General features: G+C 74.1%; 10 protein-coding genes. 3 read left to right on the forward strand and 7 right to left on the reverse strand.

Annotated features, from left to right (window positions below):
- The first annotated feature begins 305 nt into the window (after positions 1–305).
- Positions 306–9,146: an apolipoprotein A-IV repeat region-like domain-containing protein gene (locus tag MFF61_RS04840; protein ID WP_238233937.1), complete on the forward strand. Its 8,841-nt coding sequence runs from the start codon at positions 306–308 to the stop codon at positions 9,144–9,146.
- Positions 9,147–9,762: 616 nt separating this feature from the next.
- Here the strand turns inward: MFF61_RS04840 and MFF61_RS04845 are convergent.
- From MFF61_RS04845 to MFF61_RS04870, 6 genes are all read right to left on the reverse strand, one after another.
- Positions 9,763–9,978, reverse strand: coding sequence for a hypothetical protein (locus tag MFF61_RS04845; RefSeq protein ID WP_238233938.1), 216 nt, complete (start codon positions 9,976–9,978; stop codon positions 9,763–9,765).
- 104 nt (positions 9,979–10,082) lie between these two features.
- On the reverse strand, positions 10,083–10,661 hold the full coding sequence (locus MFF61_RS04850; RefSeq protein ID WP_238233939.1) for a GbsR/MarR family transcriptional regulator: 579 nt from the start codon (positions 10,659–10,661) through the stop codon (positions 10,083–10,085).
- A gap of 11 nt (positions 10,662–10,672) precedes the next feature.
- Positions 10,673–10,804, reverse strand: coding sequence for a DUF2474 family protein (locus MFF61_RS04855; protein ID WP_238233940.1), 132 nt, complete (start codon positions 10,802–10,804; stop codon positions 10,673–10,675).
- A complete protein-coding gene (cydB, locus tag MFF61_RS04860) occupies positions 10,804–11,811 on the reverse strand; it encodes a cytochrome d ubiquinol oxidase subunit II (protein WP_238233941.1) in 1,008 nt (335 codons plus the stop codon). The genes MFF61_RS04855 and cydB overlap by 1 nt, the downstream gene beginning before the upstream one ends.
- 10 nt (positions 11,812–11,821) lie before the next feature.
- Positions 11,822–13,258, reverse strand: a complete 1,437-nt coding sequence (locus MFF61_RS04865) for a cytochrome ubiquinol oxidase subunit I (protein WP_283205968.1) — start codon at positions 13,256–13,258, stop codon at positions 11,822–11,824.
- Between the two features lie 229 nt (positions 13,259–13,487).
- Complete coding sequence (locus MFF61_RS04870; protein WP_238233942.1) at positions 13,488–14,462, reverse strand: NADPH:quinone oxidoreductase family protein; 975 nt, start codon at positions 14,460–14,462, stop codon at positions 13,488–13,490.
- A gap of 142 nt (positions 14,463–14,604) precedes the next feature.
- Here MFF61_RS04870 and MFF61_RS04875 point away from each other — a divergent pair, with 142 nt between their 5' ends.
- A complete protein-coding gene (locus MFF61_RS04875; RefSeq protein WP_238233943.1) occupies positions 14,605–15,663 on the forward strand; it encodes an HD-GYP domain-containing protein in 1,059 nt (352 codons plus the stop codon).
- Between the two features lie 9 nt (positions 15,664–15,672).
- Here the strand turns inward: MFF61_RS04875 and MFF61_RS04880 are convergent, their stop codons facing one another.
- Positions 15,673–15,885, reverse strand: coding sequence for a hypothetical protein (locus MFF61_RS04880; RefSeq protein WP_238233944.1), 213 nt, complete (start codon positions 15,883–15,885; stop codon positions 15,673–15,675).
- A gap of 258 nt (positions 15,886–16,143) precedes the next feature.
- On the opposite strand from MFF61_RS04880, the gene MFF61_RS04885 reads away from it, so the two are divergent.
- Positions 16,144–17,034, forward strand: a complete 891-nt coding sequence (locus MFF61_RS04885) for an N-acetylmuramic acid 6-phosphate etherase (RefSeq protein ID WP_238233945.1) — start codon at positions 16,144–16,146, stop codon at positions 17,032–17,034.
- The last annotated feature ends 13 nt before the right edge of the window (positions 17,035–17,047 follow it).

Raw genomic sequence — 17,047 nt, forward strand, 5'->3', positions numbered from 1 at the left:
ATCCACAGCCCGCTGCCCGCGCCGGCCGCCGCATGGATGCCGGGCGGAATCGTTGCGGGGCCGTGAGATAGCGGGGTCTCGGAGCCCCGTCCCGCAGCATGGTAACCATTCCGTTAAGGTTTTTGGCGGGCTTCGAGCCGATCGGGTATCCGGCTGGTACTCCTTGCGTCTAAGGTCCGCGTGGTAAACGGCGGAGCCTCGCGCCACGCCCCTGTTTCTCGGGGCAGGGCCGGGGGTCCCGGGATGGCGCGGCAGCGGCCTTCGTGGCGGCGCCCGCCGGCGTTGACGGCGTAACGAGGCGTTCGATGGCGACGGACAAGAAGCTCAAGGATCCGACGGAAGCGGCCCTGTCGGCGATTGAGCAGGCGCTGAACCTGGACCAGACGCCCGCCGGGCCGGAGAGCGCCCGCGTGGAACCGCGCCTTCCCGACGTGGAGGATGCCGATCCCCTCGCGACCTCGGCCCGCCGCCCCAACGAACCGGTGTTCGACGGCAGCGTGATGCCGGAATTCGAGCGCGAGGCGCGGCGCGAAGGCGGCCTGCTGCCGCCCGACCGCTCCCTCGTCGCCAACGACGACCGCCGCAGCATCGGCGCCATGCGCCAGAGCCTGCGGGTCAAGCCCTCGCGCACGCCCTACGTGCTCGCCGTCCTGGCCGCCGCCGTGTGGCTCGCGGGGTTCGCGGCGCTGGCCTGGGGCCAGGCGAACGGCGACATCCGCGGCTTCCTCGCCGGGCTCTCGGGCTTGCAGGGGGCGGTGGGCGCGGCCGCGGTGCTCGCGCCCGTGCTCCTGTTCTTCATCGCCGCCATGCTGGCGGTGCGCGCCCAGGAGATGCGCCTCGTGGCGCGGGCGGTGGGCGACGTAGCGATCCGGCTCGCCGAGCCGGAGGCGTTCTCGACCGACGCCGTGCTCACCATGTCCCAGGCGGTCCGGCGCGAGGTCGCGGCGGTGGGCGACGGTGTGGAGCGGGCACTCGCCCGGGCGGGCGAACTCGAGACGCTGGTGCGCGGCGAGATCTCCACCCTGGAGCGGGCCTATTCGGACAACGAGATCCGCATCCGCGCGCTCGTCGAGGAACTGGTCGCCCAGCGCGAATCCATCGTCGCCAATGCCGAGCGGGTGCGCGGTGCGATCCAGGGATCGCACCAGTCCCTCGCCCAGGAACTCGACACCGCCTCCGAGCGCATCGTGGCGGCCGTCACCGGGGCCGGCGAGCGCGTGACCGCCTCCCTCGGGAGCCGCGGCGACGAGATCACCGCGGCGCTCGGCCGCCAGGGCGACGCCGTCACGGCGGCGCTCGGCGAGACCGGCGAGCGCGTGGCCAAGGGCGTGGCGGCGCAGGGCGACGACCTCGTGCAGCGTCTCGCCGCGACCACCGAGAGCCTGACATCCGGCCTCGGCGAGGTCGGCGACGCGCTCCAGACCGCCCTGCAGGCCCGGACCCAGGACGTCACCCAGGCCATCGCCCACACCAGCGGCCTGCTCACCACCACCCTGGCGAACAATGCCGGCGAGGTCGCCCGCATGCTCGGCCAGACCGGGGCGGGCGTGATCGAGGCGCTCAACCGCGAGGGCGCCCAGGTCCGCGACACCTTCGAGCGCTCGACGCAGGCCCTGGAGGAGCGGCTCCTGGCCCGCGGCAACGATCTCACCGACCGCTTCGCCGAGACGGGCGACGCCATCACGCAGCGCTTCGCGGCCTCCGGCAGCGCCATCAGCGCCCACATCGCCGACCGCGGCGTGGTCCTGCGCGAGGAGATCGACGAGGCCGGCCGTCGCGTCGCGGCGCAATTCGAGGAGCGCGCGCGGGAGACCGGACAGGCGCTCGCCGCGGCGGGCGACGACGTGGTCGGCGCCTTCTCGGCGCGCACGCAGCTCCTGCGCGAGGAGGTCACCGCCCTGGTCGTCGAGGCCGCCCAGGTCATCGGCGTGCGTGGTGCCGACCTGACCGAGCAGCTCGAAGGCACGATCGGGCGCATCGAGGAAACCCTGACGACGCGCGGCGGGGCGCTGGAGCGCAGCCTCGCCGAGACCGGCGACCGCGTCACCGGCCTGATGGCCGAGCGCACCGCCGCCACCGCCGCCGCCTTCACGGCCGCCTCCGAGGCGCTGCACGGCACGCTCGACGAGCGGATGCAGGCCGCGGTGGCCGCGCTGCGTCAGGCCGCCGACGCCGTCGGGTCCGAGATCGACGCCCGGGCGGCCGAAGCCGTCGCGGGCTTCCGCCGGGCGGCGGAGGCGGCCTCGGGCGAGGTCGGGACGCGCACCGCCGAGGCGGTCGAGGCGTTCCGCGGGGCGTCCCAGACCGTGGCGGGCGAAGTCGGCACCAGCACGGCGGAGGCGATCGCAGCACTGCGCGGCGCGGCGCAGGCCGCGTCCGGCGAGGTCGGGACGCGCACCGCCGAGGTCGTTCAGGCGTTCCGCGGAGCCGCACAGGCGGCCTCGGGCGAGGTCGGGTCGAGCACCACGGAGGCGGTCGAGGCCTTCCGCGAGGCTGCGCAAACGGCCTCGGGCGCGGTCGGCGCGCGCACCGCGGAGGCGCTGGAGGCGCTGCGCGGCGCGGCCGAGACCCTGTCCGGCGAGGTCGGTACGCGCACGGTCGAGGCGGTCGAGGCCTTCCGCGAGGCGGCGGAGGCGGCGTCCGGCGCGGTCGGCATGCGGACCGCGCAGGCCGTCGCGGCGTTCCGCGACGCGGCCGAGGAGGCCACCGGTGCGCTCGGCGTGCATACGGCCGAGTCCGTCGAGGCGGTCCGCAGCGCCGGCACCGGCACGGCCGCCGCCCTGGCGGCGAGCACCGCGGCGGCGGCCGCCGCCTTCCGCCAGGCGGCCGAGGAGGGCACGCAGGCCGCGACCCTCTCGGGCGACAGCGCTGCGGCGGCGTTCCGCCGCGCTCTGGAAGAGGCGGCGGTCGAGCTGGACGGGCGCGCCGCGCGGGCCGTCGAGGCCATCCGCGCCGCCGCCGAGGCGGCGACCGGCGCGCTCGGCACCCGCACGGTGGAATCCGCCCACATCTTCCGCCGCACCCTGGAGGCGACCGGGACGGATCTCGGCGACCGCTCGGCGCAGGCCGCCGAACTCTTCCGGCAGGCCGCCGAGACCGCGACCGGCGAGATCGGCGTCCGCACCGCCGAGATGGCCGACGTGCTGCGGCGCGCGGCCGAGACGGCCACGGGCGCGGTCGGCGCCCGCACGGCCGAGAGCGTCGAACTCTTCCGGCAGAGCGCCGAGGAGGCCGCCGCGGCGCTCCAGGCCCGCAGCGACGAGGCGGCCCTGCGCTTCCTCGGCGCGGCGGACGAGAGCGTCCGGCTGATCGGCGAGCGGGTGGGCGGCACCGACGAGGCGCTGCGCACGCTGCTCACGGGCTTCGCCGCCCGGATCGAGGCGGCGACGAACACGGTGGCCCAGGTCGCCGAGGACGCGACGGGTGCCCTTGACGTGCGCACCGCCGGGGCGGCGGCGGCCTTCCTGGCGGCGGCCGAGGAGGCCTGCGCCCGCATCGGCACCCGCATGGGCGAGGCGGACGAGACGGCGCGCCTCGCGATGGGCGCGCTGGCGGCCCGGGCCGAGGAGGCCTCCACGGTCATCGCCCGCTCGGCCGACACCGCGACCGAGACGCTCGACCGGCGCCTGGCCGGTCTCGCCGTGAGCTTCGCGCAGGCCGCCGAGGCGGCCGGCGGCCGCATCGGCGACCAGACCGGTGCCGCCGACGAGGCGCTGCGCCGCTCGCTCGACGCGGTGGCGGCCCGGGCCGAGGCGGTGGCCGCGGCGATTGCCGAGGCCGCCGAGACGGCCGCCGGACGCATCGACCGGCGCAGCGTCGAGGCCAGCGCCGCCCTGCTCCACGCGGCCGAGGAAGCCGGCGAACGGCTCGGTGCCCGCACGGGCGAGGCGGATGCGGCCCTGCGCGCCTCCCTGGAGACCCTGGCGGCCCGGGCCGAGGAGGCCTCCGCCCTCCTGGCCCGGTCGGCGGACGGCATCGGCGGCGACCTCGCCGCCCGCCTCACCGCGGTGGCGGCCGCCTTCGAGGGACACGGCCGCGACCTCACCAGCCTGATCGACCAGCACGCCGACGAGACCCGCACGCGCCTTGCCACGGTCGGCCGGGACATCGTCCTGGCGGTCGCCCATCAGGGCGCGCGGGTCAACGACGCCCTCATGCAGACCGGCGAGGGCCTGACCAGCGCCGCCGAGACGAGCGGCCGGACCATCGACGCGGTGCTGACGAACCGTCTCGCCGCGCTGCAGGAGGTGATCGCCCGCGGCGACATCCTGGCCGAGCGCATCTCCCGCGACACCGGCGCGCTCACCGACACGGTGGCGACGCGGCTGGAGGAGATCGACCGCGTCATCACGGTCCAGGGCCGCGCCGTGGCCGAGACCATCGCGGACCGCACCCGCGAGGCCCGCGAGACGGTCGCGACGCAGCTCGGCGCCCTGGAGGAGCATTCCGCCAAGCGCAGCGCCGAGATCACCGCGACGGTCGGTACGCTGGTGGAGACCATCGACCGCGTCATCACGGTCCAGGGCCGTGCCGTGGCCGAGACCATCGCGGATCGCACCCGCGAGGCCCGCGAGGCGGTCGAACTGCAACTCGGCGCCCTGGAGGAGCACTCGGCCAAGCGCAGCGCCGAGATCACCGCGAGCTTCGGCACGCTGGTGGAGACCATCGACCGCAACCTCGGCGCCCGCGCCACCGCCCTCAACGAAGCCCTGATCGTGCGCGCCGGCGAGATCGCGCGGGCCATGGCGGAGGGCGGGCGCGAGGTGGCGCAGGCCCTGGACGCCCGCGCCGACGAACTCGGCCGGGCGCTCGGCGCCCAGAGCCTCGCGATGAGCGACGCGCTGACGGCCAAGGCCGGCGAGATCGGCAGCACCTTCGGTCGCCGCACCGACGAACTGGCCGACCACCTCGACGCGAGTGCGGCCCGCTTCGACGAGCGCGTGCTGGTGCGCCTGGAGGGCGTCGCCGAGGCGCTCGCCGAGCGCAGCCGCCTGATCGAGGAGACCTTCGGGGCTCAGGCCCGGGAGATTCTCGCGCGGATCGAGGAGCGCACCCGGGCCATCGACGAGGAACTCGCCGGCCGCACCCGCGATCTCGTGAGCTTCGTGGAGGCCCACGGCGAGGCGGCGACCCGCGACCTCGGCGGCCATGCCGAGTCGATCCGGGCCGCCTTCGAAGGGCGGGCCGACAGCCTCGGCCGCCTCGTCGAGGAGCGCACGGCGGCGCTGGCGGCGGAACTCGACGCCCGCGGCCAGGCGATGTTCGCCACCGTCGGGCAGCGGGTCACCGATCTCGCGCGCCTGTTCGACCGGGGCGGCGCCTCCCTGGCCGAGCTTCTGGAGCGCCGGGGCGAGACCATCATCGGGCGCCTGCAGGACGCCACCGCCGAGGCCGATCGCGTCCTCGATGCCGGCACGGCCCGGCTCGCGGCCGGGGCCTCCGAGCGCACCACCGCCCTCACGACGCTGCTCGACGAGCGGGCCGCGGCGGTGGACGGCCTGTTCGAGCAGCGCCTCAGAGCGCTCGCGGGCCTCGTGGACGAGCAGGCGGCGACGATCCACGCCGTTCTCGACGGCCAAGCCGAGACCCTGCGCGGCAGCCTCGACGAGCGGGTGCGGGCGATGCACGCCCTGCTGGACGAGCGCGCCGCCGAGGTGCGCGGCCTGCTCGACGGCCAGTCCGACGTGCTGCGCACGGTGCTGGACGAGCGCGTCGGCGCGCTGCAGGGCCTGCTCGCCGAGCGCGGGCGCGGTCTCGTGGAGGAGCTGGAGGCGCAGGTCGGCGGCCTCACCGGCGCGGTGGACGAGCGCACCCGCGCGCTGGGCTCGCTGTTCGACAAGCGTCTCGCCGCCCTCGACCTCCTGGTCGAGCGGCGCGGCACGGCCTTCGCCGAGATGGTGGAGGAGCGCGCGAACGCGCTTGCCGTGCTGGTCGACGGCCGCACCGACGCCTTCGCGCGCACGGTGGACGAGCGGACCGAGGCGCTGGCGCAGCGGCTGGCGGAGCGGATCGACGATCTCGGCACGGCGATCGAGCTGCGGGCGCAGGCCTTCGCCGGTCTCGTCGACGGCCATCGCGCCGCCATTGCGCAGGCCCTCGACGGCGGCGCGACGCTGAAGGAGGTGCTGGAGCAGAACGAGCGGGCGATCACCGCCCTCCTCGACGCGCGCCAGACCGCGCTCGCCCGCGAGATGAGCGTGCGCACCACCGCGCTCGCCGAGCTTCTGGACGAGCGCACCCGGGTCCTGTCGGGCGCCCTCGACGAGCGCGGCGACGCCCTGGCCGCCCTTCTGGCCAGCCGCGCCCAGATTCTGGCCGACGTGATGGGCGAGGGCGATGCCGCCGCCCGGCAGATGCAGGAGCGCGTCGCGGCCCTCTCGGACGCCGTCGCGCGCAGCACCGAGGCGCTCGCCGACCTGTTCGACGGCCGCGCCGCCGACTTCCTGCGCCTGATCGAGACCCGCGGCGGGGCCCTGGGCACCCAGCTCCAGGCCCGCATCGCCGAACTCGCCGCGGCGGTCGACCAGCGCAACGCCTCCGTGGCCGGCCTCATCGACGGCCGGATCGAGGAGTTCGGCCGCACGCTCGATGCCCGCGGCGAGGACCTTGCTGCGCGCCTCCAGGCCCAGATCGAGGCCCTCGGCGGCACCGTTGAGACCCGGGCGGAGGCCTTCGCGGCCCTGGTGGAGGATCGCGGCCAAGCGCTCGCGGCGCTGATGCAGGAGCGCAGCGAGGCTCTGTCGGGCGCGGTGGACGAGCGCAGCGCGGCCTTCACGGCGCGGATCGACGGACGGATGCGCGCCTTCGCGGCCCTGGTGGCCGCCCGGGGCGAGGCCCTGGCGGACGCCTTCGACGACCGCAGCGACGCCTATGCGGCGCTGGTGGATGCCCGCACCGCCGCGCTCACCGGCGCGCTCGACGAGCGCCTGACTTCGCTGCAGACCACGCTCGACGAGCGCCACGACGCGCTCGCCACCGGCTTCGACCGGCGGGCCGCGGCTCTGGCCTCCCTCCTCGACCAGCGCAGCGCGACGCTGGCCCGGGAGCTGGCCCAGGCGGCTCGGTCGCTCGCCGGGGCTCTCGACGGCCCCGGCGCCGACCTCGCCCGCACCCTGGGCGAGCGCATGGGCGAGCTGTCGCAGCTGATCGACGGGCGCGGCGGGGACCTCGCCCGCAGCCTCGACGACACGGCGCGCCGCCTCCACGACGCGATCGACGGGCGCGGCGCGGCGCTCGTCGCCAGCCTCGAATCGACCGGCGGCACGGTGGTGGAGGGCCTCGACCGGCAGGTCGCCTCTCTGCAGGCGGTGGTGGAAGGTCCCGGCACCGCCCTGGTGGCGACGCTCGGCGAACGCTCGCAGGCCCTGGAGCAGGTGCTGACCGAGGGGGTCGGCCCGCTGATCGACAATCTGCGCCGGAGCACGCAGGACCTCGCCGCCGTGGCGGCGCGGACCGCCGAGGAACTCGGTGCGGCGGCCGACCAGGGTGCCGCCCGGGCGGTGGCGGCCCTCACGCAGGTCAACAGCCAACTCGGCGGCGACCTCGGCGTCCTCCTCGGGCGGGTGGAGAGCGCGTGTCACGGCCTGCAGGACCTCCTCGGCAGCACCGGCGACAATCTCGCGGCGATCGAGGACGGGCTGTCGACCCGCATCCAGCAGATCCAGGCGGCGATCGCCGAGGTGGCGGGCGAGACCGGCCGCGCCTCCGATCAGCTCGCCGGACAGGTGGAGGCGCTGCAGGACGCCGCGACGGGCGCGCTGCGGCAGGCCGCGAGCCTCGCGACCTCGCTCGACGCCCGCGGCCGGGCGCTCTCCGATACGACGCGCCAGCACCTCGCGGTGCTGACCGATGCGGCCGGAACGCTGGAGGGCGCCGAGGGCCGCATGGCCGCCGCGCTCGCGGCGCGGCGCGGCGCGATCGAGGACCTGCTCGCGCGGATCGACGAGCGCTCCGCCGCGCTGTCGGGGGCGAGCGAGGGCCTCGGCGGACGGCTGGAGGAGACCCTGCGCGGCATCGAGGCCCGCACCCAGGCGCTGAGCGCAACGCTCGGCGAGAGCGCCCGCGCGGCCGGCGAAGCCCTCGCGCAAGCCTTCGAGCAGCTGCGTGCGAACGCCGACCAGGAGGGTGCGCGCGCGGCAGACACGGTGCGCGAGGCGGTGACGGGGGCGTCGGGCGAGCTGAAGGGCGCGCTCGGCGACGCCACGGGCCGGTTCCAGGAGACGGTGGAATCCCTGCGCGGCATGGCCGCCGACATCCGCCGCACCCTCGATGAGATCCGCGGCGACCTCCAGCGCGGGGTGGCGTCGATCCCGCAGGAGACGCAGGACGCGACGGGCGAGATGCGCCGCGTCGTGGCCGAGCAGATCAGCGCCCTCAACGAGCTGTCGGCCCTGGTGGCGCGCTCCGGCCGCAGCGTGGATGTGGCCGCCCCGAAGGCGGCCGCGGCCGGTGCGGCCAAGCCCGTCGAGGCGCGCCGGCCGGCCGCGCCCGCGGAACCCGTTCGCCCGGCGGCGGGTCCGGCCGTGCCGCCGGCGGCGCCCCCCTCGCCTGCTCCGGTGGCGCCCACGGCCGCGCGGCCCGAGGCGCCCGCGCTGCCGGCCCGCCCTGCCCTGCGCCCGGCCTCGGGTCCGGCGCCGGAGGCCGCCAAGCCGGCTCCGGTGAAGCCGGCCGCGCCGCGGCCCGGCCTGCCGAAGGCCGGCGGGGCCGGCTGGTTGTCCGATCTCCTGAACCGGGCCTCGCAGGAGGAGCAGGCCCCCACGGGCGAGGCGACCGAACCCGGCAAGGCGACGCAGGCCGGCAGCCTCGGGGCGATCGACACCATCACCGGCAACATCGCGCGGATGATCGATCACCCGGCGGCCGTGGAGTTGTGGGAGCGTTATCACCGCGGCGAAACCGGCGTGTTCAGCCGGCGGATCTACACGGCGCAAGGTCAGCAGACCTTCGACGAGATCCGCCGCCGCTATCAGGCCGAGCCGGAGTTCCGGCGCACGGTGGACCGCTACGTGCGGGAGTTCGAGCGCCTGCTCGGGGACGTGTCGCGCGCCGACAAGGATCCGAAGCGAGCGAACGCCTACCTGACCTCGGAGACCGGCAAGGTCTACACCATGCTCGCCCATGCGAGCGGGCGCTTCGAGGGCGCGTGAGCCCGCGCTGAGGAGGCCCTGCGCGCCTGTCCGGGACACCGGACGGGTCACAGGGGCTTCGTCATCGGGGCGGGGGCAGGAGGATCCGACACTCCTGCCGCTGTCCCGCTCTGACGTGCGGCATCACCGCCCGAGGTGAGCCGCATCTCCGCCGACGAGCGGATCCACGGCACCCTGTATCGCCGGGCGAAGCGCCGGCCCCAGCCCCTCCCCCGGGTGGGGCAGACGGGCAGGCGCGAGGGTCGGACGCTTCTGTGAGGAGCGGTGAGCGACGCGGAACGGATGAGGTTCACGCACGAACCTCGGGGCCGCTCACGGCAGCGCCCCCTGCCCTTGCTGATCCCTTGTCGGGCTGTCGCATTCACCCATCGTCGAGGAAACGCGGTTGGCTCCTGTCCCCGCAGGCGGGGAGAGGAGGTGCTCGCAACATCCGGCTCTTGAATCCGTCACGCGTGCGGCGAGAGGGAATGCCGCGCCTCCAGTCCAGAAGCCGATCGACCCGGACCGGCGTCGAGCTGCGACGGGGGCTGGGAAGAAGGCAGACGCGCGGCGGGGGCCGACCGCCGTAGGCGGCCGGGAGCGGATCCCGGTGCGCCTGGAGGAGGAGGAGCCGCGCTCAGCCCGCCCGCGCCTCCTCGCGGCCGGGCGGAGCCTGGGGCGTGCGGACCTTGGGGGCCGCGTCGTTGTAGGGCGCGTTGTAGCAGCGCCGCACCGAGGCCCAGTAGGCGTCGCGCTCGGTGGGAGAGAGGCGGCTGAGCGCCGCGTTGAGGGCGGCCTCGCCGGCGGCTTCCAGACCCTGGAGATCGGCGGGATCGAGATGGATCGAGGACATGCGGGGGCGCGTCCGGGTGGGTTGAACCGTGGCCGGATGATGCCACAGCGGCCGGGATGCTGCACGCGCGAACAGCCTGCGGCATCGCGCCGTGCCCGGCGCCTTCAGTCGGAGGCGGTCGGGCTGCCGCGGCGGCGGCCGGGGACGAGCCGCAGCCGGTCCTTCACCTCCAGGATGCGCTGCACCTTGGCCCCGAGGGAGAGGAGTTGCACCAGCCGGTCCGTGTCGAGCCTGCGCACGTCCGTGTACCAGCCGGAGAACAGCTCGAAGAGGTCGTGCATCTCGCGCAGGCGCGCCTGGGCGTGGCGCTCCTCGGGCGAACCCGGCTCCTGCATCAGGATCTCGCGCAGGAGGGTCAGGGTCGGGTCGACCTCGCGCTTCTTGCGCTCCTCCACCAGCGTGCGGACGATCTGCCAGATGTCGTCCGGCGTGGCGAAGTAGTCGCGCCGGTCCCCGGGCACGTGCTGCAGCCGGACGAGGTTCCAGGCCTGCAGCTCCTTCAGCCCCATGCTGACGTTCGAGCGCGACAGCCCGAGCCGCTCGACGATCTCGTCGGCGTTCAGGGCCCGCTCGGCGACGAAGAGCAGGGCGTAGATCTGCCCGACGGTGCGGTTGATCCCCCAGCGCGAGCCCATCTCGCCGAAATGCAGCACGAAGGTCTGGACGAGCGGCGGAAGCTGCACGGCGCCGGCCCTCACCCGCTCTTCAGCCATGCGCGCAGGGCGAGCGACACGAGGCCCAGGCCCAGCACGCTGCCGCCGTAGATCGCCACGAACCAGAGGAGGCGCTGCCGGAATGGTCCCGGCCTCTCGGGCGCGGGGGCCATCAATGGTAGCCCGTCGAATCGACCTTCCCGCGGAAGACCCAGTAGGAATACGCGGTGTAGGCCAGGATGATCGGGATCAGCACCGAGGCGCCGACCAGCATGAAGATCTGGCTGGAGCGCGGCGAGGCCGCCTCCCAGATGCTGACGCGCCCCGGCACGATGTCCGGGAAGATGCTGATCCCGAGGCCCGCGAAGGTGAGCAGGAACAGCCCGAGCGCGATCAGGAACAGCGCGGTGTCGGCGCCGCGGCGCAGCAGCAGGAAGAAGAAGTAGGAGGCCAGCGCGACGAGGAGCGGCACCTGCGCGGTCAGCAGCACGTTCGGCATCTCGAACCAGCGCTGCCAATACTTCTCTTCGAGGAAGGGCGTCATCGCGCTCACCGCGGCGATCGCCACCACGGTGCCGGCGCCGAGCCACAGCGACAGGCTGCGCGCCCGGTCCTGCAGGCTGCCCTCCGTGCGCATCACCAGCCACGTGGCACCCAGCAGCGCGTAGGCGCAGACCACGCTCACGCCCACGAGGAGGCTGAAGGGCGAGAGCCAGTCCCACCATCCGCCCGCATAGGCGCGGCCCTGCACCTCGATGCCCTGGAGCATGGCGCCGAGCGCGACGCCCTGCGACAGCGCCGCCACGACGGAGCCGCCCGTGAAGGCGACGTCCCACCACGCACGGTGACCGGGATCGCGCCAGCGGAACTCGAAGGCGACGCCGCGGAAGATCAGGCCGAGCAGCATCGCGATGATCGGCGCGTAGAGGGCGGGCAGCAGGATCGCGTAGGCGAGCGGAAAGGCGGCGAACAGTCCCCCTCCCCCCAGCACCAGCCAGGTCTCGTTGCCGTCCCAGACCGGTGCCACCGAGTTCATGGCGGTGTCGCGCTCGTGGCCCGGCCGGAAGGCCGGGAACAGGATCCCGATTCCGAGGTCGAACCCGTCCATGACGATGTAGGCGAAGACCGCGAACGCGATCACGAAGGCCCAGACCACCGTCAGATCGATGCCGTCGAGCATGCTCCCCTCCTCACTCGGCCGGCTGCAGCGTCCGGTCCGGATGGACCGAGGGGGCCGGGGTGATGCCGGCCGTGCGAATCGGCTGGCCGGCCTCCGGTCCGGGCTCGCCGCGATAGGGCGGCTTGCGCATCAGCGCCAGGATGTAGAGCACACCCATGGAGAACACCGCGAAGTAGATCAGCACGAAGGCGATCAGCGATCCGGCCACCGCGGGGGCGGAGAGCGGCGAGGCGGAGTCCGCCGTGCGCAGCAGGCCGTAGACCGTGAAGGGCTGGCGCCCGACCTCCGTGGTGATCCAGCCCGCCAGCACCGCCACGAAACCCGCCGGTCCCATCACCAGGGCGAAGCGGTGCAGCAGCACCCACTCGTAGAGGCGCCCGCGCAGCCGCGCCCACAGGCTCAGGAGGCCGAGGCCCAGGATCAGGAAGCCGATCCCGACCATGACACGGAACGACCAGAATACGACCGCCACCGGCGGCCAGTTCTCGCGCGGGACCGAATCGAGCCCCTTCAGCGGCGCGTTCAGGTCGTGCTTGAGGATCAGCGAGGAGAGCTTTGGCACTTCGAGAGCGTAGCGCACCCGTCCGGCCTCCTGGTCGGGCAGGCCGAACAGGATCAGGGGAGCGCCGGCCGGGTGGCTCTCGAAGTGGCCCTCCATCGCCATCACCTTGGTGGGCTGGTGCTCCAGGGTGTTGAGCCCGTGGGCGTCGCCCGCCGCGATCTGGATCGGCGCTACCAGGGCCGCCATCCACATCGCCATCGAGAACATGACCCGGGCGCCCTCGTTCGACGGCCCCACCGCCGCGAGGCGGTCGCGCAGCAGGTGCCAGGCGCCCACCGCCCCCACCACCAGCGCCGTGGTCAGGTAGGCGGCCAGCACCATGTGGACGAGGCGGTAGGGGAAGGACGGGTTGAACACGATCGCCCACCAGTCCAGCGGGATGAACTGACCCTGCGCGTTCATCCCGTGGCCCTGCGGCGTGTGCATCCACGAGTTCACCGACAGGATCCAGAACGCCGACACGAAGGTGCCGAGCGCCACCATCAGCGTCGCCCCGAAATGCAGCCGCGGCCCGACCTTGTTCATGCCGAACAGCATCACGCCGAGGAAGCCCGCCTCCAGGAAGAAGGCGGTGAGAACTTCGTAGGCCATCAGCGGTCCCAGCACCGGACCTGTCTTGTCCGAAAAAACCGACCAGTTCGTGCCGAACTGATACGACATCACCAAGCCGGACACGACGCCCATCGCGAAGGCGACGGCGAAGATCTTGATCCAGTACTTGAACAGGTCGAGATAGACCTGCCGCTTGGTGGCGAGCCAGAGCCCTTCGAGCACGGCAAGATAACTCGCCAGCCCGATCGAGAAGGCCGGAAAGATGATGTGGAACGCCACCGTGAATCCGAACTGGATCCGCGCGAGGAGCAGCGCGTCGACACTCGACAGCATGGCAACCCTCTCAGAGGCTGGTGATTGGGCCGGTGATTGCGGGTCTTATCGGATTTTCAGAAATTTCTGAAAACCCAGGAACGGCGCGGCGCATTGACGCGACGTCACCGTTCGCCTCGGCGTGGCGTCGGGGGCGCATCATCCAGGGCCCTGCCTGACGGTTCCGGCGGTCCGGCACCGCCCTCGTTCTCGCAACCGCGAGACATCACGAGGGTTCCCGGCGGACCGGTCAGGGGCGCAGCAGGACCTTGCCGACGGCTTCGCGGCGCGAGAGCACGCCCAGCGCCGCCTGCGCCTCCTCCAGCGGGTAGACCCCATGGACCTTGGCGGTGAGCCTGCCGGCGGCCACCAGGGCCAGCAGCTGGGCTTGGTTCTCCGCATGCGCCTGCGGCTCCTGGCGCACGAAGGCGCCCCAGTGCACGCCGAGCACGTCGATGCCCTTCAGGAGCACGAGATTGAGCGGGATCTTCGGGATCGGGCCGGCTGCGAAGCCGACGACCAGGAAGCGGCCCTTCCAGTTGAGCGCCCGCAGGGCCGGCTCCGCGAAGTCGCCGCCGACGGGATCGTAGACCACGTCGATGCCGGCCTCGCCCCCGAGCCGCCGCAGCCCCTCCCGCAGGTTCTCCTGCCCGTAATCGAGCAGCAGGTCGGCCCCGTGCGCCCTTGCCGCCTCCAGCTTGTCGGCCGAGGAGGCGCAGGCGATGACCCGCGCGCCCATCGCGTGGCCGAGCTCCACCGCCGCCAGGCCGACGCCGCCCGAGGCGCCCAGCACGGCGAGCGTCTCGCCCGGCTTCAGGGCGGCGCGGTCCTTCAGGGCGTGGAGCGAGGTGCCGTACGTGACGGTGAGGCCCGCCGCCTGCTCGTCGCTGACGCCGTCCGGCACGCGGCTGAGCGCGGCCGCCGGCACCACCACCGCCTCGCGGCAGGCGCCGTAGCCGAGATGCGCGATGACGCGCTCGCCCACCCGGAAGCCGGTGACGCCCTCTCCCAGCGCGTCCACCACCCCGGCCGCCTCGGCGCCCGGCGAGAACGGCAGGTCGGGCTTCACCTGGTAGCGGCCGGCGATGATCAGCGTGTCGAAGAAGTTGAGCGCCGCCACCGCCACGCGCACCCGCACCTCGCCGGGACCCGGCGCCGGCGCGGGCAGGTCCTCGATCACCAGCTCCTCCGGCCCGCCGAGCGTCTTGCACAGGAGCGCCTTCATCTCTCGTCCTCCCAAGCAGCCGCCGCGCGGCGGTCCCATGCCGCCTCCCTGCGGCAGGCGGCGACGCGTGGCAAGGCCGCCTCCACACGGCGGTAAGGCTTTCGGGTTACGAGGGGATCCGGATCGCCGGGAGAGGACCGTCGTGCTGGGTCAGGGCGTCGTGCTGGTCACCGATCATCCGAGCCGCAGCGCCGTCCATGCCGAGGCGCTGCGCAGCCTTACGCCCTGCACCGTGGCCGGCCCGGAGGTGGAGTGGTCCGCGCATGCCGGCGTGGCGGCGGTGGTGGCCGATCTCGACCTCAACCGCACCGCCGCGATGCAGTGCCTGCTCGCCCTGCGCCGCCAGCCCTGGGCGGGCGCCCTGCCGGTGCTCTGCCTCATGGTGCGGGGCTCTGACCGCGCGCTGCGGCAGGCGCACCTGCTCGGGGCGGCCGCCTGCCTGCCGTTCTACACCGAGCCGCACGTGGTGGTGACGGCGGTGCTCAACCTCGTGGATCCGGACCAGGGCGGCCTGAACGCCACCATCCGCCGCTGCGCCGCCCGGGCCGCCGGCGCCCTCGGCGACCTCTTCCACGCCGCCGCCCAGGCGGGGCGCCTCGACCTCGCCGCGGTGGACCGCTCGGTCGACCCGCTGCTGGAATCCCTGCGGGAGGGCGGTCTCGCCCGCTGGCTCAACACCCTCCGGGCGCATGACGACGTCACCTACCGGCACTGCCTCGTGGTGGCGGGGCTGGCGGCGCAGTTCGCCGCCCATGTCCGCTTTCCCCTCGCCCAGCAGCGCCGCCTCGTGCGGGCCGCCCTGGTGCACGATGTGGGCAAGGCGCGCATTCCCCGCAGCCTTCTGCTCAAGCGCGGCGCGCTCGACGCCACCGAAACGGCGGTGATGCGCAGCCACGTCGAACTCGGCCACGCCATCCTGCGGGCGAGCCCCGATGCGGATGCGGCGATGCTGGACGCGGCGCGCCATCATCACGAGCGGCTCGACGGCAGCGGGTACCCGGACGGCCTCTCCGGCGAGGCGATCAGCGACGTCGCCCGCTTCATCGCGATCTGCGACGTCTACGCGGCCCTCACCGAGCGGCGCCCGTTCCGGCCCGCGATGACGCCCGGGGAGGCGATGGCGACGCTCGCCGGTATGGGGCGCCAGCTCGAACCGGGCTTCGTGCAGGCCTTCGGCCGCGCCATCCTGGGCAGCGTCTGAGCGGACCCGTCAGGCGGCGGCGCGGTCCTCCCGCGGGCAATCGTCGAGGCCGACCGGCATCGCGTCCCGCAGGTCCGGCTCATAGCAGCACCAGTTGCACAATCCCTTAACGGCAATCTCCGGCGCGTTCTTCTGTGAACATAACGGGCAGACGTGAAGGACGATCCGACCCTGATCGAGCACTGCCTCGCCGCGGCCCTTGAATGTAATGGCCTGATTCATCCGTGCTACTCTACCCGTCTGCTGGAGCTGTGCGTGGGCTGACAACGTGGCCGCGGCGGGAAGGTTCAATCCGTCGCGCCCAGACTGCGACCCCGACCGCCTTTACAGCGATGTGCCCGCGCGCGACGGGAGCGCGCTTTCGTGCGAGAATCGGCACGGCCGACGCGCCCCGGACGGATCCCGCCACAGCCAGGGTCGTTAGAGACGCGGGCCTGCGGATCGCGCCGCGCCGGAGCGGTGGCCCGAGGATGGGAACGGATGAGCACCGAGGACGCCAGCGCCCGCTATGTCGACCTCGACGCCTGGGACAGCCTCGACATCCTGCGGGCGCTGTGGGAGGGGCAGCTCGCCGCGGTGGCCGCGGTCGGCCCCGCGCTGCCGGCGATCACGGCTGCCGCGGAGGCCGCGGAGGCCGGGCTGCGGCGGGGCGGACGCCTCGTCTATGTCGGGGCCGGCACCTCCGGGCGCATCGGCGTGCAGGACGGGGCGGAGCTGCCGCCGACCTTCGACTGGCCGGAGGAGCGGCTCGAATTCGGCATCGCGGGCGGTCCCACGGCCATCCTGCGGGCGGTGGAGGACGCGGAGGATTCGACCGCGGACGGCGCGGCGTGGATCGCCGAGACGGGGATCGGCGAGACCGACGTGGTGGTGGGCCTCTCGGCGAGCGGCACCACGCCGTTCACGCTCGCGGCGCTCAAGGCCGCCCGGGCGCGCGGCGCCGTTGCGGTGGGGCTGGCCAACAACCCGGGCACGCCGATCCTGGAGCAGTGCAGTCATCCGATCCTGGTCGCCACCGGCGGCGAGGTGATCGCCGGCTCGACGCGCATGAAGGCGGGCACGGCGCAGAAGATCGTCCTCAACCTGCTCTCGACCCTGATCATGATCCGGCTCGGCCGGGTCTACCGCGGCCGCATGATCGCCATGCGGGCCACCAACCGGAAGCTGCGGGCGCGGGGGGCCGCGATGGTGGCGGAACTGGCCGGCTGCGACGCCGACGCGGCGGGCCGTGCGGCCGCGGAGGCGGACGGCGACATCAAGCTGGCGGTGCTGATCGCGCGCGGCGTCAGCCGGGACGCGGCCGAGCGCCTGCTGGCGCGCCACGACGGCAACCTGCGCCGCGCGCTGGTCGACACGGAGACGAGGGCGTGAACCGCGACAGGAT

The organism is Methylobacterium isbiliense, from assembly GCF_022179325.1.
GTDB lineage: Bacteria > Pseudomonadota > Alphaproteobacteria > Rhizobiales > Beijerinckiaceae > Methylobacterium > Methylobacterium isbiliense.